Source organism: Kitasatospora sp. NPDC004272 (assembly GCF_053603035.1).
On sequence record NZ_JBSGET010000049.1, the window covers coordinates 22,595 to 43,658 of the forward strand.

A 21,064-nucleotide genomic window follows, 5' to 3' on the forward strand; every position below is an offset into this window, starting at 1 on the left:
CCGCCCGGCCCGACAGGTCGGGGCGGGTGGGGAACCACGGGGCGGTGCGCAGCAGCTGGTGTTCGGCGGGGCCCGGGTCGGGCGACAAGGTGGAGCTGGCCGTGGCGCCGGGGCCGGCGGGCCTAGTCCGCGAGCGAGCCGTCCGGGTAGCGGCGGATGCCGTCGCGGCAGCGGATGACGTAGCGGCCGCGGGGGTCCTGGCCCGAGCGGTCCTTGCGGACGGGCGACCAGCGCTGGAGATACTCCTCCTCCGCGCTGGTGACGTCGGGGTTCGCGGCGGCCGCGGCGACGTGCTGGCCCGAGACGGGCAGGACGGTGGAGCGCTCGATCACCGTGGCGGTGGTCTCGGTGTCGGCGGCCTTGGCGGTGATCTGCTTGGCGGCGTCGACCAGGTCGAGGTGGAACTCGCCGTCCGCGTCGGCGTTCTGGGCGAGGAGGGCGTCCGCGCCGGCCGACAGGACGGTGCGCCAGTCCGCGTCGCTGATCTCGCCGTCCCAGCGGACCGGCTCGGTGCCGGTCAGCTTGGCGATGCGCCGGGCGGCGGCGCGGCGGGTGCGCTCGCGGCCGGTGGCCTCGTTGACCCAGTGCCAGGTGCTGGTGGCGCGGGCGACGGTGGCGGCCTGGCGGCGGCCGGTGGTGGCGGTGGCGTTCACGGTGTCCTCCGGGACGGTGTTGGCGCTGGTGGCGGGTTCCGGGTGGAACCCGCCGCCCGCTCCCGGCGCCCGTCCCGGCATGTGCATGCCAGGACGGTTCCGAGAGTGCAGGCGGCGGGGGCCGAACTGCGGTGGTGGAGAGAGGGGAGAGGGTCAGCGGCGCTGCGGCTGGGCGGGCACCGGCGGTGCGGCGGGCGCGGCCGGGGCCGGCTGCTGCATCGCGGGCGGGGCATCCGCGCTGACCGTGATCTGCGGGGGGCTACCGGCGGTGATCCGGCCTACCGCTACCAGACGGGGCATCAGCTCTCCTCCGTCCGGTAGCGGCGGCCGAAGTTCCGGCGCGTCGCGTCGGCGTTGGGGCCGGTGTACGGGCTGACCGAGGGGACTCGGCGCCCCCAGCGGTCCGTCGCGGCCTCCTGCACCGGGGCCTGCGCGGTGCGGTGGTCCCGCCGGGCGGTGGCCTCGTCGTAGGTGTGCCAGCCACCGGAGCGGCCGGAGCCGGAGGTGGTGGTGCGGGTGCCGGTCGAACCGGTCCCGGAGCTGCTGCCCCCGGAGTCGCCGCTGGCGAAGCCGAGGAAGGATCGGATGCCCATCACTTGCCTCCCTGCTGCGGAGCGGGGGAGCCGGGGGTGCCGGTCGGGGCCGGGGTGATGATCTTGTCGCCGCCCTGGAGGCTCACCGGGCACCGCCGGCCTGCTGCTGGCGCAGCTGCTCGGCCTGCTGGCGGGCGGCCTCGGCCGCCGCCGCGGCCGCGTTGGCGGACTCGATGCGGCGGGCGACCTCCTGGTCGCCGAGGTGCTGGCGGCTCATTCAGCACCCCGCCGTCTGCGGCAGCAGGCCGCTGACGAAGCGGGTGACCGCGGCCTGGACGAACCACGAGAGGTGCGCCCAGCTGGTGCGGGCGGACTTCGCGTGCTGCTCGGCCTGGCTCCAGACGTCCGCGACGATCGCCTTCACCGCGGTCTCGTCGGCGGCCGGGGCGGCCGAGGCGAGGTCGCTGACGACGAGCGAGAGCACGGCGCCCTCGTACTGCTCCTGCAGCGGCGCGCTGCGGTGGGTGGCGATGGTGTCGACGATGGTGTGGGCGGTGAGGTCCTGGGGGCGGAGCGTCAGGGTGGCCCCGGGGCTCCAGTTCGGACTGCGGTGCGCGATGCTGGTCATACGGATCACTCCCTAGACGAGTCGGTCCGCGCAGCCCCGACTCGCCGGCAAGCACAGTCGGGGCTGCGGCCTTTCACGAAAGGCCGAGGTTCCCCCCGACCTTTCGTGAAAGGTGCTGGCGAGAAGAAGACTGACACACCGTCGGTCGGCGCGCAAGGACCTTTCATGAAAGGTCCTTGCGCGCCGTGTTCGGAAGTGAAATGGTTGGGCCATGAGCACACGAGACCCCCGGCCCACACAGGGGCTGGTCACGGAGCTGACGGAGGCGATCCTCCGCGGCGATCAGGAGGGATTGCGCCCCGGCGACCAGTTCCCCACCACGGCGCAGTTCGCCGAGAAGTACGAGGTCAGCCCGCAGACCGCGAGTCGCGTGATCCAGGCGCTCAAGGGAGCCGGGTTGCTCTCCGGGTTGGCCGGCGGCCGAACCTGGGTCCGCGTCCAGCCGGTTCCTTCCGTGCGCGACAACAAGCGGTACCGCGACGAGAAGCTCCGCGCGGGGATGGCCGATGACGCCGAGCGTGGTGCGGTCGGCGTCAGCGAGTACGACACCGGCATCGCGATCGACACGCTGCACCACAACGGCGTGCGGGTTGACGTGGTGTCTGCTCCCGAGGATGTCGCCGCCGCGCTGGAGCTCGGCCCGGGTGACCGTGTGCGCCGAGTGGTCTACGAGCGCCGTCACCAGGAGCTCGCGGGTCTGAGTCGGTCGATCAGCTACGTCCCGTACGAGCTGATCAAGGGGAACCCCGATCTACTCAACCCGGAGAAGCTGGCCCGTTGGGCTGGCGGCACGATGCACCAGCTCGGCACCGTCGGCATCGAGGTCGGGGAGATCGTCGACACCGTCACCGCCGCCATGCCGACCGCCGCCGAGGCCCGTGACTACGACATCCCCCCGGCCGTACCGCTCCTGCACGTCCGGAAGTTGAGCGTCGCCACCGACGGCCGTCCGGTCGAGGTCGCGGATATCCCGCTTCCGGGCGATCGGGTCCAGCTGATTTTTCGCACGCCGCTGCCGGGGTGGGCTGAGTGACCGGCATCATCAGCGTGGTCACCCCGGTCTACGAGGGCGGCCACCAGTTCCTCAGCGAGGCGTACGAGTCGCTGCTCGCCCAAGAGCTGCCGGACGGCTGGGACTGGGAGTGGATCGTCCAAGAAGACGGGCAGACCGGCGTCCCTGGCCTCATGCTGCCGACCGACGATGCCCGGGTCTCGTACAGCACCGGTCGGCGCGGCGGCGCAGCGATGGCCCGCACGATGGCGCTCGCCAGGGTGACCGGGCCGATGGTCCGCGCTCTCGACGCCGACGACCTGCTGCCCGAAGGCGCCCTCCGTCGCGGAATCGAGGCGCTGCTCGCCCACCCCACGGTCGGATGGGCAGTGTCACCCGCGGTCGACCTGCTGCCCGACGGCACCCTGCGCGGTTCGTCGATCGACCCGGAGGCCGGACTGCTGGCACCCGGGTTGATCGCCGACAGCTACCGTGCCGACCGGTACGCGGTGATGGGTACGACCCTCACCGTCTACACCGAGCTGCTGCACGCCGTCGGCGGCTGGCCCGCCGTCCCGGCCTCCGAGGACGCAGCCCTGCTGCTGCTCCTGGAGGCCGTCGCGCCCGGGTGGATGATCGCCGAACCGGGCGAGATCTACCGCAAGCACGACGGGCAGGTGACCGCAAAGTCAGCGCACTGGGAGCAGGCCGAACGCGACGCGCTCTCGGCCGTCCTGCTCACCCGGCTCGACGCCCTGCGCCGCACCGGGTGGCGCTGGGTTCCCTCCACCGAACTGATTGCGCAGGTAGCTAAGTGACCGACCGTCTGCTGTCCATCGTCACGCCGGTCTACGGACCCAGCGCCAACTACCTCCCCGAGGCGTACAAGGCGCTCCTCGCCCAGAAGCTGCCGAACGGCTGGAGCTGGGAATGGCTGGTCCAGGAGGACGGTGACGACGTGAAGGCCGCCTCGTTCCTGCCGACCGACGACCCGCGGATCCGGATCTCCTCGTCCCGGCGCGGCGGCCCGCAGGTCGCTCGCACCATGGCGTTCGGCCGATCCACCGGCTCGCTGATCAAGGTCATGGACGCCGACGACCTGCTGCCCGAGGGCACGCTGCTCCGGGACATCACGATCCTGAGCGAGCACCCCGAGGTCGGTTGGACGACCTCCCGCGTGCTGGACCTGCTGGAGGACGGGTCGACCGCTGGTTTCGACGGAGACCCGGAGCCGGGCCTCCTGCCGAGCGGCGCGGTCTTCGCGCACTGGCGTCAGCACCGCCGCGCGCAGGTTCACCCGGCGAGTCTGTGCGCACGCCGCGAGTTGATCGCGCTCCTCGGCGGCTGGCTGGCCCTGCCGGCCTCCGGCGACACCGGGCTGCTGCTCGGCCTGGACGCCGTCTCCGACGGCTGGTTCTCCCCGGAGGTCGGGATGCTGTACCGACTGCACGAACACCAGATCACCCGCCACCCGCACCACTCCGCTGGAGAGGAGTGGGAGGCCCGCATGACCGTCATGGGCGAGCGGGCTGAGGCCCTACACCGCTGGGTGGCCAGGATCGGCGGGAACGACACGCCGACAATTTCGTAGCCCAGCCGCGTAGTAGCGGGACTAGGCTCCCCTCGGTGCTTGCTTGCGAGCACCACTAGTGTCCTGAAATGGCAAAGCGGCCCCCAGTCGCCAAACTTGGGCCGCCTCGCCGCACACGATGTCGTCGCCGACGGTACCAGTTGTACCCGGACGCGAGCGAGAGACACCCGTCTCTCGCTCTCCCGGGCTACCCCGACGTACCCACGGTGACGGCGCTCGACCCCAGAGAGGCAGCGCCCCCGTGCACCAGGCCGATCCGCCGGCCAGCTCCACCGCACCGTCCGGTGTGAGCTCCCCCCTGTTCCACCGCCGCTTCCGCGAGCTCTGTCCACAGGGCAGCCGTGAGACGACTGGCGACGTGAAGACCATCCAGCCGAAGTCCGACGTGCGCACGTGTCACACCGTGCCCCGGAATCCGGCCTCTAGGGGCGTGCATACCCACACCCCTGCCCTGACCTGTCCCGTTACCCGCTCGGCCGTCCAGGCCGGGCTGTCCCTGGCGCCCGCCGCCGGATCGGAGGTGAAGTGATGAGCACGGAGCACGAGAGCAGGCAGGAAGCCCACCTCGAAGGGCCGGGAGGGGACGGGCTCTACGGCGCGTATCTCCTGGACTGGATCGCCCTGTGCGACGACCTCCAGGATGGGGACGCCCGCGGCTACTGGACGCTGCGTGCGCTCGTCTACGAGCACCGTGGCGTCGTCAACCGGGTGCGGGTGATGACGATGGCGGACATGTGCCAGCTGATCCCGGGGCCGAAGGGGAAGCCGAGCAGCCTCACCCGGGTCCGGGGGATGCTCGACCGGCTCTCGAAGGTCGGGCTGATGAGCACGCCCGAGGGGGCGCCGCTGAAGACGTCCTCCCGTGGCGGGGCACTCGGCAAGCCCCTGCGCATCAAGATCCACGACAGGCCCTGCAACGGCTACACGCCGCGGTGGCGCAACGTGGACGAGAAGCTCAAGGCCATCCAGCCGCAGGCTGAGCAGGCCGCCCGGCAGGCCGCCGAGCAGGCCGCCGCCAAGAGCCGTGAGGAGCGCGAGGAGCGTGCCAAGCGTGCGGGTCGGAATTCCGACCCGCAGCTCTCGGAGGCGTCTGCGGGTCGGAATTCCGACCCCGCGGGTCGGAATTCCGACCCGCACTCGGCCTCTGACCAGGCAAAACACGATCCGTTCTTCTTCCCTCAGTCTTCTGCTTCTCTCTCCTCCGTCACTGACGGCCCGGCAGACACTCGTTCCGCCACTGCCACTCAGGCATCGACCGAGAGAGAGATCGAGGCTGCGCCGACCACTGCGGTCACGGTCGATCTCCCCGTCCAGCGGGAGGCCGAGGAACAGCCGGCGTCGGAGGCGCAGAAGGTGCTGGCGGCCTACGAGGAGGCGCTGGGCGGGCCCGCGCTGCCCAGCATCCGCACCAAGGTGCTGGACCAGGCGACCGAGCTGCTGGCGGTGCGGCCGCTGTGGTGGCTGATCGACCGGGCCCGCGAGCTGCCGCAGTGGGGCAAGGACCTGGAGAAGCACTGCGCGAACTCCCGCGCGCCGTTCACCCGGGCCTCCTCGGTCAGGCAGTCGGACCCGAACAAGTGCCCCCGCCACCCGGCGCTCCCGTTGGACTGCCCGACCTGCGTCATCGAGTCGGAGCAGCACCGGGAGCGGGAGGCGAAGTCGGCCCCGGCCTCGATGGCGGACATCCTGGCGGCCGCCGGGGTGCCGTGGAAGCCGAAGGTCAACGCCTGATCCACCTCGAACAGCAACGGCGGCCGGGGATGCACCCCCGGCCGCCGGATCGAACCACCTCGAACGGAGATTCACCATGAGCGTACTGCCCGACGACCAGGACCAGGAGCCGGACGACCTGCCCGACGACGAGCCGGACGACCGGCCGGAGGACGACTGGGTGCCGGACCAGGAGCCGGTGGAGCAGCTGCCCGCGCCGCGTTGGGGCGGGCGCACCCGCGGCCGCCGCGACGAAGGCGGCGACGCGGTCGCCGACGCGGCGTTCGAGCGGGTGCCCCCGCAGGACCTGGCGGCCGAGCAGGCCGTGCTGGGCGGCATGATGCTGTCGAAGGACGCGATCGGCGACGTCGTCGAAGTGCTCCAGCCCGCGGACTACTACCGGCCCGCGCACGAGGCGATCCACGGCGCGATCCTCGACCTCTACGGCCGGGGCGAGCCCGCCGACCCGATCACCGTGGCGGGCGAGCTCACCAAGCGCGGCGACCTGGTCCGCGTCGGCGGCGCGGCCTACCTGCACACCCTGGTCAACTCGGTGCCCACCGCCGCGAACGCCGAGTACTACGCGGAGATCGTCCACGAGCGCGCCGTGCTGCGCCGCCTGGTGGAGGCCGGCACCCGGATCGCCGCGATGGGCTACGCCGCCGAGGGCGAGGTCGACGACATCACCCAGGCCGCGCAGGCGGAGCTCTACCAGGCCGTCAGCAACCGCAGCGTCAGCACCCCGTACGCGCCGGTCCGCGACGACGTCGAGACGTTCTTCGACAACCTCGACGCCGCGAAGACCCGCAAGCGGCTGCGGGGCCTGTCGACCGGGTTCGCCGACCTGGACCAGCTCACCAGCGGGCTGCTGCCCCGTCAGCTCATCGTCATCGGCGCCCGGCCGGGCGTTGGCAAATCGACGCTGGCCCTGGATTTCGCGCGGGCCTGCACGATGCGCCAGGGCAAGGTGTGCGCGTTCTTCTCGCTGGAGATGGGCCGCGCCGAGATCGTCGAGCGGCTCTACTCGGCCGAGGCCCGGGTGGCGCTGCACCACATCAAGGCCGGCACGGTGAAGGACGCCGACCTCGAGCGGATGGCCCGTCTCACCCCGGCCATCATGGAGGCGCCGCTGGTGATCGACGACTCCCAGGAGCTCACCATGATGGAGATCCGCTCCCGGGCCCGGCGCATCGCCCAGCAGTACGGCGGCCTGGACCTGGTCGTCGTCGACTACCTGCAGTTGATGCAGTCCGGCGGCTCGCGCCGGGCCGAGAGCCGCCAGCAGGAGGTCTCGGACATGTCCCGCCAGCTCAAGCTGATGGCCAAGGAGCTGGAGTGCCCGGTGGTGGCGCTGTCCCAGCTCAACCGCGGTCCCGAACAGCGCACCGACAAGCGCCCGATGGTCTCCGACCTGCGCGAGTCCGGCGCGATCGAGCAGGACGCCGACATCGTGATCCTGATGCACCGCGAGGACATGCACGAGAAGGAGACCCCCCGGGCGGGCGAGGTCGAGCTCAACGTCGCCAAGCACCGCGGAGGCCCGCAGGCCCTGATCACAGCCGCCTTCCAGGGCCACTACAGCCGCATCGTCGACATGACCCGCGACATGGAGTCCGACCCCGCCGACGACCCCTACGCCGACGGCGGATGGACCCCCAGCTCGAACACCGCTTCGGAACTCGGCCTCTAGAGGCGCGAGAAGGGCCCTGAGCGCCCCTCAGATCGCCCGACGGCCCCGCCCGCGCCCGCAGAGCCGGGCGGGACCTTGATCGTCCCGCAGAAGTCGATCTAGGGCTCTTGCCGTCCGGGCGGCGCAGCCGGCCTTTCCGGGCCGGGGTCTCGCGCGCACGCGCGCAGCCACCCGTCAGGGGCCTACGGCCGTCCGGAAGCGTCTCGACCGGGTTCTGGAAGGGGTTCTAGATATTGGGCGTCACCCACGACGCCACCCTGGCGTCACCGGTGACGCCACCCCTGGCGTCATCCACGACGCCACTTCCTCGCAGTTCGTGACGGGTCGTCGGCCGCCGTGCCGGGCGGTCCGAGCTGTCCGCCCCTGGCGGCCGGCGCCGGTCGGGCTCGCGCGCGTAGCCACCTGTAGGTGGCCTACGGCGTCCGGCAGGGTCCGGCGCGTTCTCTCACTACTTCTCTTAAGGGTGGTCCGCCCGGTGCACAGACCCCCGTCCGCGTGGTGGGGAGACCCCCGTCCGGCTGGTGCACAGACCCCCGTCGTGTCCGCCGCGCGATCCGTGCTGTCCGGGTTCACCCGCAAGAGCGCCAAAAACCTTAGATCCAACATTAGAAACTGCACTACGATGAGGTGTTAGGAGGTACGACATGCCCAAGGGGACGGACCCGATCGACGCGCTGCTGGCGGAGGTCGACGACCAGGAGCTCCCGCCGCCGGCGGAGCGCAAGCGGCTGCGCCGGGCGGCGCGGCTGACCCGGGCCCGGGTCGCGGAGCAGCTGGGGGTGCGCGAGGAGACGGTCTGGACGTGGGAGACCGGGCGCTCCGAGCCGCGGCCGCCGCAGCGGGGCCTGTACGCCAGGCTGCTGCGCGGCCTGGGCGAGCGGTTCCCGGCGCCCGCCGGCGCGGCCCGTCCGGCCGCGCTGCAGCTGCCGGTGCCGGAGACGTTCGCCGCCGCGCCGGACACGTCGCCCGCCCCGGCCGCCGACGTCCGGGGCGAGCAGGTCGACCGGCCCGCCGCGGTCGCTGCTCCGGTGGTGCAGGCGGTGCTGCTGGACCAGAACCCGGACGGGTCGCTGGTGATGGCCGAGCCCCTGCCGTGCGTGCAGTGCGGGCAGCCCGCGGTCTACCGCGTCCAGGGCCACCCGATGCACCTGGGCGGGCTGTGCCGCCCGGCCGCCGCTGCCCCTGCCGCCGCGGCCGCGGTCCCGGCCGCCGCCGACCGGGTCGACCCGGCCGGTGGCGCGCAGGCCCGCGCCGCCGCAGCACCGGCCCCGGCACCGGCTCCGGCTTCGCCCCGGCGGAGCTCCGCCGCGTCGCGTCCGGCCGCCACGGCGCGGTCGGCCGCCACGGCCAGGGCGAGGAAGGCCCCGGCGAAGAAGCCGTCGCCGACGTCGTCGACACCGACGTCGGCGACGTCTGCGGTGGCGGAGTGGCGGCAGGCCGCCCAGGCCCGGTTCCCGGGCGGGCCGCTGGCCGTCCTGGACGTCGCCGCCGACGGCAAGACGCTGATCGCGTACCTCGCCGACGGCAGCACCGCGCCGACCGCCCCGACGACCCGGACCCTGGTGGGCCTGGTGGAGTGGGCGATCGAGGCCGGCCTCGGCGGCGCCCGCCTGCACCGGTTCGGCAAGGACAGCGACCCGGTCCTGGTGCTCACTGACCGGGTGCTCGCCGCCGTCGGCCTGCCCGCCGCGGGCGAGGACGAGAAGAAGGACTTCGTGCCCCGCCTCGGCCGCCTGCCCAAGACCCACAAGGCGGTCAAGGCCATCGAGCGGGCGGGTTGGCAGCTCACCCAGCGCGGCCTGGGCCGCTGGGCCCGCGTCTACCGCCAGCCCGAGGGCGGGCGCCGGGTGTGCGTGCAGCTGTGCGTCCCCGGCTGGGGCGCGCTGTCCGCGAAGGACCACTGGGCGATCCCGGAGCAGGTCCTCGCCGACCCGGCCGCCCTGGCCGTGCTGCTCGGCACCTACGCGGAGCGCGTGATCACCCCGTGCGGCGGCGCCCCGGTGGCCGGCCTGGAGCTGATGACCGCGCTGCGCCCGCGCACCCGCTGGGTGATGAACGCGGACGGCTCGAAGGGCAGCGCCCTGGTGGAGGGCTCGCTGCACCAGGCGGTCGACGCCGCGCCGTGCGAGGTGCCGGACATGCACCCGCGCGCCAAGGAGCGCGAGGGCGACGGGCCCGAGCACGTGATGGCCGAGGAGTCCTGGGACTGGCACCGCCCGATCGACTTGGTCGACGAGAGCGAGCGGATCCTCGCCTGGGCCGTCGGCCTGGACACGAACACCGCGTTCCTCGCCGCCAGCGCCCGCCTGGTGGTCGGGCTCTCGGAGCCGGTGCACGAGCTGAACCCGGTCTTCGACCCGCGTATCCCCGGCGCGTGGAAGTGCGACTTCTCCGGCATCGAGCTGGACCCGCGGCTGCCCAACCCGTTCACGCCGACCGGCGAGCGCCCGGTCGGGCCGGGCTGGTACGCCACCCCGACCGTCGCGTACGCCCAGGAGCTGGGCTACGAGGTGCGCCCGCTGGAGGGCTGGCTGCGCCACGAGGCGGGCCCGTACCTGGACCCCTGGTACGAGCACCTGCGCTCCGCCTACATGACCACCATGGAGCGCCTGGGCGTGCCCGCGGACCTGGCGGTGCGCGACCTCGGCGCGCACCTGGAGGCGATGGCCCGTCTGAAGGAGGGCGACCCGGGCGAGTTGGCGGTGCTGCACGCCATCAAGGCGACCGCGAAGTCCGGCATCGGGAAGTTGAGGGAGAAGCCGCGCGGCCTGGGCTACAAGTTCGGTGAGCGCTGGTCGGCGCTGGAGCGGCCGACCTGGCGGCCGGACATCCGGGCGGCGGTGATCTCCGCGAGCCGCGTCAACATGCACCGCAAGCTGCGCAAGCTCGCGGAGGCCACCGGCCGCTACCCGCTCGCCGTGGCGACGGACTGCGTGGTCTACGCGGCCGCCGGCCCCTCGCCGCTGGACGTCCTGCCCTACGACGCCGACGGCAAGCCCACCGCGATCCTCGGCGCGAACGGCCGCCCGATCACCGGCCTGCCCCGCCTCGGCGTCTCGCCCGGCCACGTCAAGCACGAGGGGAGCCGGCCGCTGGCGGAGGTGCTGGAGCAGCTCGCCGACGGCTACAACCCGGGCCGCCTCATCAAGGGCGGCCCGGCCGCCGACGACCAGTAGCACCCGCCGCCGGTCCGGCCGGGCCCCGCTCGACCCGGGGTTCCGCCGGACCCCGCCCGTCCACGACTTCGACCACCAGCAGCGGCCGCCCGACCCGGGCGGCCGGGAAGGAGAGCGGCCACCGTGAGCCGCCGTATCGACGAGGGCCTGGAGCGCGCCGAGCGCACCCGGCCCCTCCCGCAGTCCGTAGCCGCCCAGGTCCGCTTCCTGCTCAAGGGCGCCAAGGGCTCCACCAAGGCGTTGGCCGCCGAGCTCGGCGTCAGCCAGCGCACCGTGCAGCGCTGGCTCAAGGGCCAGGGCAACCCGAAGCCCGCCGCCGCCAAGGCCATCCAGGCCAAGGTCCGCACGAAGTGGCAGCCCAAGGTCAAGGAGCGCGTCCGCAAGGCCGCCGAGGCCAACGGGTTCACCCTCCACCTGTCGGCCACCTTCGGCTACACCGCGGCCGGCGGATCCACCGACGACCCCCGCCCGCGCATGATCAGCCAGAAACTGCCCGGCGACGTCGCCCGCCGCCTCTACGAAGCCCGCGACGCCGGGGCCAGCCAGGCCCAGCAGGAGGCGATCATCGCCGACGCCCTCTCCGAGCACTACTTCCGCAACAAGGGCTCCCGCGCGAGTGGCCTCGACGCCGAGGTCAACTCGGTCGAGTGGATGGACATCGAGCTGTAGAGGCCCCGCGACGGCCCTGTGTCGCCGATAAACGCCCTCCGTGCCGCCCGAACGGCAGCGCGGAGGGCGTTTCCCGTGGGCCAGAATTCGTATTCGCCGACACCGGGAGCGATCGGCGCGAGAAAATCCCGATGGGAATTCAGAAAACCGAGGAAAGGACCACAGCCGATGACCACCACCGCCGAGAGCAGCACCGCTGCCGAACCCGAGCCCGCCGACGCCGCGACCGTCCCCCCGGCCGCCCGGCCCGCCCCGGTGCCGGTGCCGGCCTACTCCTGGTTTGGCGAGGTGCCCGAGCACCTGCTCACCAAGACCCAGCTCGCCGCCCTCGACCTCCCCCGCCGTCCCGGCGGACCGCATCGTGCCACCGTGGCGGGCAGCACCCCGGCCGGGAAGGACACCTTCAAGCTCTACGACCTGGCGGAGTCGCTGCCCACCGCCGCCACCGGCGCGCAGCTCGCCGCGGCCGCCGCCCGCTCCAGCGCCGCGAAGGTCTGCGAGGACTGCGGCGCCCGGCCCGACGTGCCGCCCACCACCTGGATCGACTCCCAGGTCGGCCACAGCCGGCTGCTGTGCCGGACCTGCCTGCAGATCGACAAGATTCGGCGCGTCCAGCAGCGCCTGCGCACCGAGTCCGCGGTCGCCGCCGAGATGCTCGGCGACCTGGTCGCCGAGCACGGTGAGCGCCTGGCCGTCCTCGACGTCGCCTACACCCACCGCTCGACCCCGTCCGGCAAGCAGGTCCCGGCCGCCGCCGAGCTCACCGCCCTCGACCTGGTCGGCACCCGGCTGTTCCGCCGAACCCTGCGCCTGACCGGCCCCCGCACCCCCTGCCCCGCCCCCGACGCCGTCCCGGCCGCCGACGCCCTCGACGAGCTGTCCGGCCTCCTCGCCGGCCGAACCGTCCTGATGTGGAACCTGGACGACCTCGATGCGCTGTACGCCGCGCTGCGCCGCGCCGCGATCGACGCCCCGGCGTTCCTGCCCCGCAGCCGCCGGAGCCTGCACGAGACCATCACCCGCTGGCGCGCCGACGTCACCGCCGATGGCCGGCTGCGCCCGGCCATCGCGCCCGGCACCGCGGACCGCCTGCTGCACCTGGTCCACCTCGCCGCCGGAACCACCGCCGCCCGCCGACCCGGCGAGGCCGCCCTGCCCGGCCTGTAGCACCCGCACCGCCCAGGCCCGCCCCGCTCACGGGGCGGGCCTTCTCCATGTCCGCGCCCGCCCAGCTCTGTCCACAGGCCACCGCGGCGACGCTCTTCCCCAGCAGGCCCGGCACCGGTCCGGGCCGCACCGCGAGGGAGAGCCCCGTGCCCATGACCGCGCCCGACTCCGGCCGGCACCTGCCCCACCACGACCACATCGCCCAGGTCGTCACCGCGCTCGAAGCCGCCGGCCGCGGCCCCGGCGGCTGGCTCCTCGACCAGGACCCGGACGGCGCGCTGACCGCCCGCCTCGACTGGGGCGCCGGAGCCCACGACCCCGACGGCCACCCGGACGCCTACGACGCCGACCTGCTGCTCACCGTGCACTGGCACCAGCGGGACGGCTGGTCGTACATCTGGGACCACGAGGCCCAGTCGGACCTGCCGTTCGACCTGGCCCACCTCGACCTGGCCGCCGACACGGACCCCGACGACGTCGCCGCCGCCCTGCTGGCCACTACGATGAGCGACAGCACCGACCCGGCCCGCTGGCCGAAGACGCCGTGGCCGTTCCCGCAGGGCACCACCGTCTGATCCGGGCTGGGACAACCCTGGGACAACCTTGTCCCAGCAGCGTCCCAGCACGCCGGGTATGTCCGTTTTGCTAGGACAGTCCCAGGCCATTTCCCCTGGTGGAAGCGTTTCGCGTTCCAGCTGGGACACCCCTGGGACAACCCGACGGCTACCCGCCCGATCCAGCGCCCCCGACGGCGGCGCGCAGCCGCTCCACCACCGCCTCGACCGCCTCGCGGGCCTGCGGGTCGGGGTGGTCGGCCAGTAGGCCGAACAGGTCCACGGCTGCGTTCACCACCGCCACCGGCACCTCGACCGCGTCCAGCTGCAGCAGCTGCGCCACCACGCGGCGGCCGGTCGCGGCGGCGACCGGGTCGACATCGGCAATGCCGTCGGTGGGGATCAGGGAGGCCAGCCCGGTGCCGAGCACCCGGCCGGGGGAGGAGGAGCTCACCACCGCTCAACCGCCTCCGGCCTTCGGGGGTCACGGCCGCCCGGGAGATAGATCATCGAGGGGGTGGAGTCAGGTGGAGATAGATCATCAACGATCCGCCTCCCGGCGTCCTATTTGCCCAAGAACATCTGTGTTGTCTGTGTCATCGACCCCCCGTTTTCCCAGGTGGGGACGTTTTCTGACTCCATCTGTCTTCGTGTGTCTAACTGTCTCCCGCTCCTCGGGCGGCCCGCCCGATGCCCACCGCGTTGTCCATCGTGGCGACCAGCGCGGGCACCTCGCGCTCCGGGTCGCCGTCACCGCCGACCGCCGTCGGCATCGCGGCCGCCACCGCGCAGACCGCGACCAGCGCGACCCGCTCGCCGGGCAACAGCACCGGCAGACCCGCCGCGGTGAAGCTGCCGGTGACGACGTCGGCCGCCAGGTCGTACGCCAGCTCCTCGGTGAGCACCCCGCCGCCGCCCGGCACCGCCTCCCGGCCGCACGCCAGCTCCACCGCGTCGGCGGCCCGCGCCAGCACCAACTGGTGCCCGTGCTCCACCTGCCGCCCGGCGAGCTCGCGCACCCACCCGGCGCCCCGCCGGCCCGCCTCCGCCGCCTCGGCCACCAACGTGTTCAGCGCGTGCTGCTCCAACTGCTCCTGGTCCCCGCTGTCGGAGGCCCGCTCGCTCGCCGGGAAGGTCGTGTTCGTCATGCCCGGCCAACTCCTCCGGGTCCGGGAAGGGCACGGTCGGCCGGTGAGTTCCGCCCCGCCCGAACTCCCCGTCGCAGGTCGGCGCGTACGGCTGCGCAATCCGTTCCTGCGCAGTAGCACCCCCGCACCTCGTACGGGTGTACGACTGCGACGGCCCGCGCAGCCCCACCTCCGCACCCGTTCAGAGGCACTGCGAATCGGCGAGTTACGCCCCACCAAGGTTCGGGAATCGCCCCGCACCAACCTTTCCACCCCAGGTCAGGGCACTGCGACGGGCCGCGCAGTCCTTGGCCGGCCTTGCGCGGCGACCGGCCCGCGGACCGCGCTCCGCACCCGCACCGGTCGCCGGCCCGCTCCGCCGTCGCACCTCCGCCGCCTCGTCCCGCGCATGCGCAATCCCCGCCCGCGCATGCGCAGAGCCGGATTGCGCAGAGCTCTGCGCAGCGGACCCGGCGCTGCGCAACGGCTGTCGCAGCGCCGCGCTGCCGGTCGGCGCTGCACTGTGCAGCACGCCCGCCCGAACCTCTGCCTTCACATGCTGCACACACTCCGGTCGGCGCTGCACTCCGCCCACCGCACCCCGGCCTCCAAGGTCCGGATTCGCCTCACCAAGGTTCGGATTCGCCTCACACCCCGGCCTCCAAGGTTCCGATTCGCCCCATCAAGGTATGCCGGGGCGAATCCCCGGACGGCCGCTGACCTGGGCGGCTACCATCCCCGGCATGGACAGCGCCCCGCAGGCCACCGCGACCGACCAGCCGGCCGACGGGGCCCCCGCGACCCCGAAGTGCGCCCGGGACGGCTGCGAGAACCGGGTTCCGCCGTCCCGCACCCGGCCGCGGGCCTACTGCTCCCGCGCCTGCCGCAGCAAGGTCGACCACGCCAAGGCCAAGGCCAAGAAGGCCGCCGCAGCCCCCGCAGCGCCGCCGCCCGCCCCGGTGCCCGTCCCCGCGACCACTCGGCCCGCCGCGCCCGCCTCGCCGGTGGTCAGCACCTGGGCCGCCGACGGCGAGCGCTGGGGCGACGACGGCCAGCGCCTCCTGGGCACCGCCGACGCGCTGCGCCGCAAGCTCACCGGCTACCTGCTGGCCATCGAGGCCGGCACCGACCCCGCCACCGCGTTCAAGGCGCTGGCCGAGCTGCTCCCCTCCTACAGCACCCGCATCTACCGGACCGCCCAGGAGATCCGGGACAAAGCCCGCTGGCCCGACGCCGACGAGGACGAGCGCGTCCGCCGCCGCCTGATGGAACGGCTCGACATGTGGGTCGACCCCGACCACGACCTCCGCCCCGACCAGGACGAGGACCAGGGCGAGCAGCTCGACCAGGACGACGTCCTCGAGCCCGACGGCCAGGCCGCCGAGCACCAGCCCGTCCAGGCCCCGCCCGCCGCCACCGCGCTGGCCCGGCCGGGCCCGCCCGCCCTGCCCCGCCAGCAGACCGCGGGCCCGCTGGAGGTGCCCCCGGAGCCGTACCTGCGGGGCCTGGGCCGCTTCGACCTGATCCGCAACATCAGCGTGCTGGTCGACCAGGTCGGCTGGGACATCGCCGGCTGGACCAGGGCCCCCGGCCTGTTCTACGTCCGGCGCGCCGGCCGCGCCCTCGCCTGGGCCGAGCACGGCCTGGCCGGACTGCCCGGCTGGGTCGTCGTCATCGACGGCCACCTCCTCACCGACGCCACCGACCGCACCCGCCCGAAGGTCGCCGGCAGCATCGACGAGGCCGCCCTGCTCGTACGCCAAGCCGTCAAGGAAGGGCTGATCGACCCCGACAGCGCCCCGCCCCGCACCTGACCCGGGCCCCCCGCAGCGCCCCGAAACGCCCGAAGGAGGGCGTGCGCGGGGCCCGGACCGGGTAGCGTGCCGGTGGGCCCGCCAGCGGCCCGCGAAACGCCCCACAGGCCCCCGGTGAGTTCTCCCGGCGCCCCGCGTTGCCCCGGGGGCGTCCCCGGGGAGGTCCCCGGGGGAATCCCCGGGGGGAACCCTCCGGCGAGATACGCCAAAAAACCCAGGTCAGAGGCACAAAACGGCCGGACGGCAGATGCCGACAACCCTCTCCTTCCCTCTTTGACCTTGGATTGGTGGGTGGTGGGTGGTGGTTGCGTTCGGTTCGGGTTCACCGCCGGGTCCAGTGGTGCCCTGGTGCGTGCTCCAGGGCCGCTGGGCCCTCCCTCCCCGGCCGGGCGGCCGGCGCCTCCCGTTGGTCGGCGCGAGCTGGCGGGCGGCGGCGGGGGCGGCCCCGGCGGCGGGCGGTGTCGGAGGCGTCGGGTAGAGAGGGCGCCAGGACCGGCACCACCACGGGGAGCACCGCATGGACCACGACGACCAGGAGCAGCAGCACGACCAGGCCGAGCCCCAACCGGCTCCGGCCCGCAAGGAGCGGACGAACTTCCGCCGGGGGTCTCGCAACCCCAACGGCTCCGGAGCCTCGCTGCGCGCCGACGTCCTCGCCGCCCTCGGCGTCCTGAAGATCGCCACCTACACGCAGCTGCACACCCTGATCGCCAACGACGAGTACCGCACCCACCGCCGCACCGAACACGTCGCCGAAGCCGTCCGGGACCTCATCGGCCACAAGCTGGTCGAAGAACGCGGCCGCACCAGCACCATCGCCACCAACACGCCCGGCGGCCTGCCGCTGCGCTCCACCCACGCCGCCCTCGGCAACCGCAGCGGCCCCGGCGAGAAGCTGTTCGCCCTCACCACGGCCGGCCTCGGAGCCGCCGCCGAAGCCCTCGGCGTCCGGGACATCGGCGGCTTCGCCCGGGGCGCGGGCGAGAACGGCTCACCCCACGCCATGCTCGTCAACGAGTTCATCACCGCCGCCATCACCGGCACCACCATCCACGACGCCCCACCCCGCCAGGACAAGCGCCAGGCCCCGCCCCGCCGCGTCCTGCCCGAGGGCCCGCTGCCCTGCGGCCTCGACTCCTGGGCCACCGAAGTCCCCCACGTCATCACCGGCAAACACACCGTCATCCCCGACGTCGTCGCCCGCCTCCCGGAGTTCGGCCACCCCGTGCTGTTCGTCGAGATCGACCGCGGCACCGAGACCGACATCCACACGGTCGCCGCCAAGGTCGACAACTACAAGCGGTGGTTCGACAAGCTCGCCAAGGACGACCACCACGAACGCCCGCTGTTCGAGATCATCTACGGCGCCCGGCACGCCCCCGCCTACGGCTACCACCACAGCTACGTGGTGCGCCCGCCGATCCTGTTCATCTTCGACCGCGGCCTCAAGGGCAGCCGGCCCCGCTTCACCGAGCAGAAGGTCTACGACCGCCTCAACGCCCTCGGCGACCTCACCCGCCGCCACTGGCAAGGCCGCCGCCACGAAGAAGAAGGCATCGAGTACCGGACCTACGAAGGCCAGATCCCCGTCCTGGCCACCACCACCGACCGCCTCCTGGCCGGCGGATGGCTCGGCCCCGAAACCTGGTGGCGCTACGGCCTCGGCACCTGGACCGACCTCGCCTACGCCCTCGACCCCCAGCCCGACCGCGACCTCATCCGCGCCCGCCGCAAGGCCCGCGAAGCCCAGGAGAAGGCCGACGCCGCCGCCGCGAAGAAGGCCAAGGAAGACGCCGAAGCCGCCAAGGAGCTCGCCCAGCTCCTCGCCGCCCGCGCCCACAACGACGCCCTCCACCCCTGCTACACCTGCCACGGCCCCCTCGGCGGCCCCCACGACTCCAACTACGAACTCACCACCAACGCCCACCCCGACTGCCTGGAGTGCCCCTCCTGCGAATCTGACCGCCGCTCCGCCGACGCCCGACCGCTCATCCTGGACCTGCCCACCTCCCGCGCACTGCGCCGGGCCCAGAAGGACGGCCAGCCGCCCAAGGACGACCCCTGGTGGAACGTGAGGCTCCTGCACGCCAAAACCTGGCCCAAACCCATGAGGGACGGCGGATCAATTCCGCGTGACATGAGCCAGATTCCGCGAGGCCGATCAATTCCGCACAAATACTGAGAGAGCCAAAGAGGGAATTAGTGCATTCTTCGCCCGCTTTCCCCGCCCCGGGAGAGCGGGCGAATCCGTTTAGCGGACTCGCCGCCATTCACCGGACCGCGTACCAAAGAATACGCTCCCACCGAAACGAGACGCTCGGAACAAGGAATCCACGACCACCCACCGGCCGAAACGGGCAAGCCCGGGAACGCCTTCCCGCCCGAATTCCCTTCCCCCGCAGCCGGGCCGGGAGCCGCTCGCCACCCACAGCGGCGCGAGCGCCAGGCCCACAAGACCGCAAGCCGCCGAGCCAAGCAGCACAAGGCAAAGGGCGGCGCAGACACCCCCGCAGCCCGGCTCCGCAGGACAACTCCCGGCCCGCCCGCGCCAGGGACCGGGCGGGCCGCAGGCCGCCCGGCACCATCGGCAGGGAATTCCGACGAGCGAATTATGAAACACTGCCACTTCCCGACAGGACGCGAATCCGGCCCCCGCCAGGCAAGGGGAGTGATAGAATGCGAGAGCACGACCGGCCGCGCCCGAGAATCCTCAAGATTTTCCGCCGAACCCCAGGAGGGACCCCAGAACCGGCAGGGTTGCCCAACAGAGACCAACTGATACACAGTGATCCTCTGACGGAGTGTCAGCCCGGTCGATCGATAGGACTAGACCACTCGAACCGGAGTCGACACCGGACCCGCACGCACCCCCGACGCCCACCCCTCCCCCTAGTCAGCCTGTTGTGAGGTCAGCCAAAAACCCAGGTCAGCGAGTTGATCGAGCCTCAGCCGCCGGGGCCGTCGGAGCGAAGCGGAGCGGCCGGCCCGAGCGTGGAGCGCCGGGCCCACCCGGGCGGAGCCCGGGTGCGGACACGCGGAGCGGGTCCGCCGGCCCCCAGGATGGGGGCCGCGCACGAAGGGCCGAAGGCCCGTAGGAGGCGTCCCCGGCCCCGGTCGGATCGGCCACCGGCACGTCCGCCGGCGGGAGCAGCAGGTCGCCGTCCGGCCACACCAGCAGGTCGCCCTCCCCGGGCACCGCGAGGGCGACCGGGGACGGGCCCGCGGCCAGCAGCCGGCGCCCCAGCGCGCGGGCGTCCCGCACCGAGCGGACGGGCCGGCCCGCGAGCAGCTCGGCCTCGGCGGCGTCCGCGCGCAGTACGTCGACCAGGCCCAGCAGTTCGCCGCGCACGGCCGGGTCGGGCGCGCCGTCCGCCACCACCCGCGCGCCCCGCCGCCGGGCCAGCCGGGCCGCGGCCAGCAGGGTCGCCGACGGCTGCTGGAGCTGGAGGGAGACGGTGTCGGCGGCCGCGAAGGCCGTCCGGGCCCGTTCCAGGTCCGCGACGCTCACCAGGCCCTCCGGCGGAACGTCCTCCAGCAGCCGGCGGCTGCCCGGCCCGTCGACCAGGTCCACCAGCAGGGCGGTCCGCCCGCGCCGGACCACCCCCGCCGTCCCGATCCCGTCCCGGCCCGCCCGCCGCAGCACCGCGCCGCCCGCCCGGTCCTCGCCCACCACGCCGACCAGCCGCACCGGCACGCCCAGCTGCGCCAGGCCGACGGCCTGGTTGGCGCCCTTGCCGCCGAGCCCCTCCCAGCGCTCCCCGACGTCGACCGACCCGCCGAGCGGCGGCAGACCGTCCGTCCGCAGCACCAGGTCCCGTCCGATCTGGCCGACCACCACGACACACGTGCCGTCCTCGTCCGTCACCGTTCGCCACCACCCGCTCCGCATCCGCGCCGCACCCGCCCGCCCCGGACCCCCGGAGGCCGGCGGCTGCCCGGCACGCCGACCGGCGAAACGCCGCGCCCGGGGGCGGGCAGGCGTGCCACGCGCCCGACCGGGCAGGCGCGCGGAGAGCCGGAAGGACCGGTGGACCAGGAGGAACCCGAGGAGCCCGCCATGACCGACCACGTCCGGAAACCCGAAACCCCCGACCTGCCGCCCCGACCCGGGACGGAAGCGCCCGACACCGGCCCCACCGCCACCGAGGAGGGCCGCGACCCCGCCGAGGGTCCGACCTCCGAGCAGAACCGCACCGCCGCGGACACCAGCGAGGCCGAGGGCGGGGACGAGCCCCCCGACTGACCGAACACGACCGCCCGGCGGCCCGGGCGGGCACGACCGACGAACGGAAGGAACAGCGGATGACCGAGTACGAACGCTCCCGCACCATGCCGGCCCTCCCCGAACCGGTCTTCGACGAGGCGACCGGACCGGGACGGCTCGACACCTGGATGCCCCGGGACCTGCACGTCCGGGGCGACGACCCGCCCGCGGCGACCGTGCACGAGGACCGCGACGGCACCGACGAGCGCGCGCTGCTGAGCACCCGGCCCGAACAGCTGCGGATGGAGTGGGGCACCCGCGACGACGGACGCTACGCCGGCTGGCTCCAGGTGGCCGGCCTGGACGGCGGGACCAGCCGGGTGACCGTCCACCTCTCCTTCTTCGACGAGGACACCGCGCCCGCGCGGGAGACCGTCGAACGGGAACTGGACGAGAGCCTGGCCCGGCTGGAGGAACAGGTCCGCCTCCGGGCGGACAGCGGCGGCTGACTCCCCCGGACGGGTGGGCGGGCTGGGCCGCACGGGTGGGAAGGCCGC

At 73.5% G+C, this 21,064-nt stretch carries 21 protein-coding genes; 13 read left to right on the top strand and 8 right to left on the bottom strand.

The window, feature by feature from the left end:
* Positions 1-122: 122 nt before the first annotated feature.
* From ACWEO5_RS17195 to ACWEO5_RS17215, 5 genes are all read right to left on the bottom strand, one after another.
* Positions 123-740: a hypothetical protein gene (locus ACWEO5_RS17195; protein WP_452163150.1), complete on the bottom strand. Its 618-nt coding sequence runs from the start codon at positions 738-740 to the stop codon at positions 123-125.
* A gap of 66 nt (positions 741-806) precedes the next feature.
* Entirely contained in the window at positions 807-953 is a 147-nt protein-coding gene (locus ACWEO5_RS17200) for a hypothetical protein (protein WP_452163151.1), read from the bottom strand.
* Positions 953-1,246 carry a hypothetical protein gene (locus ACWEO5_RS17205; protein ID WP_452163152.1) on the bottom strand — a complete coding sequence of 98 codons (294 nt, stop codon included), beginning with the start codon at positions 1,244-1,246 and terminating at the stop codon, positions 953-955. The genes ACWEO5_RS17200 and ACWEO5_RS17205 overlap by 1 nt, the downstream gene beginning before the upstream one ends.
* A gap of 82 nt (positions 1,247-1,328) precedes the next feature.
* Entirely contained in the window at positions 1,329-1,463 is a 135-nt protein-coding gene (locus ACWEO5_RS17210; RefSeq protein ID WP_452163153.1) for a hypothetical protein, read from the bottom strand.
* Positions 1,464-1,814 carry a hypothetical protein gene (locus ACWEO5_RS17215; RefSeq protein WP_452163154.1) on the bottom strand — a complete coding sequence of 117 codons (351 nt, stop codon included), beginning with the start codon at positions 1,812-1,814 and terminating at the stop codon, positions 1,464-1,466.
* 211 nt (positions 1,815-2,025) lie between these two features.
* Between ACWEO5_RS17215 and ACWEO5_RS17220 the strand changes: the two genes are divergently transcribed.
* The 9 genes from ACWEO5_RS17220 (at position 2,026) to ACWEO5_RS17260 (ending at position 13,383) form a co-directional block, all read left to right on the top strand.
* On the top strand, positions 2,026-2,847 hold the full coding sequence (locus tag ACWEO5_RS17220) for a GntR family transcriptional regulator (RefSeq protein WP_452163155.1): 822 nt from the start codon (positions 2,026-2,028) through the stop codon (positions 2,845-2,847).
* The gene (locus tag ACWEO5_RS17225; protein WP_452163156.1) at positions 2,844-3,623 is read left to right on the top strand and encodes a glycosyltransferase family 2 protein; all 780 of its coding nucleotides are present in this window, start codon (positions 2,844-2,846) and stop codon (positions 3,621-3,623) included. Before ACWEO5_RS17220 ends, ACWEO5_RS17225 begins: the two co-directional genes overlap by 4 nt.
* Positions 3,620-4,396 (top strand): glycosyltransferase family 2 protein, encoded by a 777-nt coding sequence (locus tag ACWEO5_RS17230; RefSeq protein WP_452163157.1) that lies wholly within the window; start codon positions 3,620-3,622, stop codon positions 4,394-4,396. Before ACWEO5_RS17225 ends, ACWEO5_RS17230 begins: the two co-directional genes overlap by 4 nt.
* 528 nt (positions 4,397-4,924) lie before the next feature.
* Entirely contained in the window at positions 4,925-6,127 is a 1,203-nt protein-coding gene (locus ACWEO5_RS17235; RefSeq protein ID WP_452163158.1) for a hypothetical protein, read from the top strand.
* A gap of 76 nt (positions 6,128-6,203) precedes the next feature.
* Complete coding sequence (dnaB, locus tag ACWEO5_RS17240) at positions 6,204-7,796, top strand: replicative DNA helicase (RefSeq protein WP_452163159.1); 1,593 nt, start codon at positions 6,204-6,206, stop codon at positions 7,794-7,796.
* 644 nt (positions 7,797-8,440) lie between these two features.
* On the top strand, positions 8,441-10,972 hold the full coding sequence (tap, locus tag ACWEO5_RS17245) for a telomere-associated protein Tap (protein WP_452163160.1): 2,532 nt from the start codon (positions 8,441-8,443) through the stop codon (positions 10,970-10,972).
* A 123-nt stretch (positions 10,973-11,095) separates the two neighbouring features.
* Positions 11,096-11,641, top strand: a complete 546-nt coding sequence (gene tpg / locus ACWEO5_RS17250) for a telomere-protecting terminal protein Tpg (protein ID WP_452163161.1) — start codon at positions 11,096-11,098, stop codon at positions 11,639-11,641.
* A gap of 168 nt (positions 11,642-11,809) precedes the next feature.
* Positions 11,810-12,808 (top strand): hypothetical protein, encoded by a 999-nt coding sequence (locus tag ACWEO5_RS17255; protein WP_452163162.1) that lies wholly within the window; start codon positions 11,810-11,812, stop codon positions 12,806-12,808.
* A gap of 152 nt (positions 12,809-12,960) precedes the next feature.
* Positions 12,961-13,383 carry a hypothetical protein gene (locus tag ACWEO5_RS17260; protein WP_452163163.1) on the top strand — a complete coding sequence of 141 codons (423 nt, stop codon included), beginning with the start codon at positions 12,961-12,963 and terminating at the stop codon, positions 13,381-13,383.
* Positions 13,384-13,531: 148 nt separating this feature from the next.
* Here the strand turns inward: ACWEO5_RS17260 and ACWEO5_RS17265 are convergent, their stop codons facing one another.
* Complete coding sequence (locus ACWEO5_RS17265) at positions 13,532-13,816, bottom strand: hypothetical protein (protein ID WP_452163164.1); 285 nt, start codon at positions 13,814-13,816, stop codon at positions 13,532-13,534.
* 202 nt (positions 13,817-14,018) lie between these two features.
* Entirely contained in the window at positions 14,019-14,510 is a 492-nt protein-coding gene (locus ACWEO5_RS17270) for a hypothetical protein (protein WP_452163165.1), read from the bottom strand.
* A 722-nt stretch (positions 14,511-15,232) separates the two neighbouring features.
* Between ACWEO5_RS17270 and ACWEO5_RS17275 the strand changes: the two genes are divergently transcribed.
* Positions 15,233-16,303, top strand: coding sequence for a hypothetical protein (locus ACWEO5_RS17275; protein WP_452163166.1), 1,071 nt, complete (start codon positions 15,233-15,235; stop codon positions 16,301-16,303).
* 517 nt (positions 16,304-16,820) lie between these two features.
* Positions 16,821-18,485 (top strand): replication-relaxation family protein, encoded by a 1,665-nt coding sequence (locus tag ACWEO5_RS17280; RefSeq protein WP_452163167.1) that lies wholly within the window; start codon positions 16,821-16,823, stop codon positions 18,483-18,485.
* A 744-nt stretch (positions 18,486-19,229) separates the two neighbouring features.
* Here ACWEO5_RS17280 and ACWEO5_RS17285 read toward each other — a convergent pair.
* Complete coding sequence (locus ACWEO5_RS17285; RefSeq protein ID WP_452163168.1) at positions 19,230-20,168, bottom strand: PfkB family carbohydrate kinase; 939 nt, start codon at positions 20,166-20,168, stop codon at positions 19,230-19,232.
* 192 nt (positions 20,169-20,360) lie between these two features.
* Here ACWEO5_RS17285 and ACWEO5_RS17290 point away from each other — a divergent pair, with 192 nt between their 5' ends.
* The gene (locus tag ACWEO5_RS17290; RefSeq protein WP_452163169.1) at positions 20,361-20,546 is read left to right on the top strand and encodes a hypothetical protein; all 186 of its coding nucleotides are present in this window, start codon (positions 20,361-20,363) and stop codon (positions 20,544-20,546) included.
* Positions 20,547-20,605: 59 nt separating this feature from the next.
* Complete coding sequence (locus ACWEO5_RS17295) at positions 20,606-21,016, top strand: SRPBCC family protein (RefSeq protein ID WP_452163170.1); 411 nt, start codon at positions 20,606-20,608, stop codon at positions 21,014-21,016.
* The last annotated feature ends 48 nt before the right edge of the window (positions 21,017-21,064 follow it).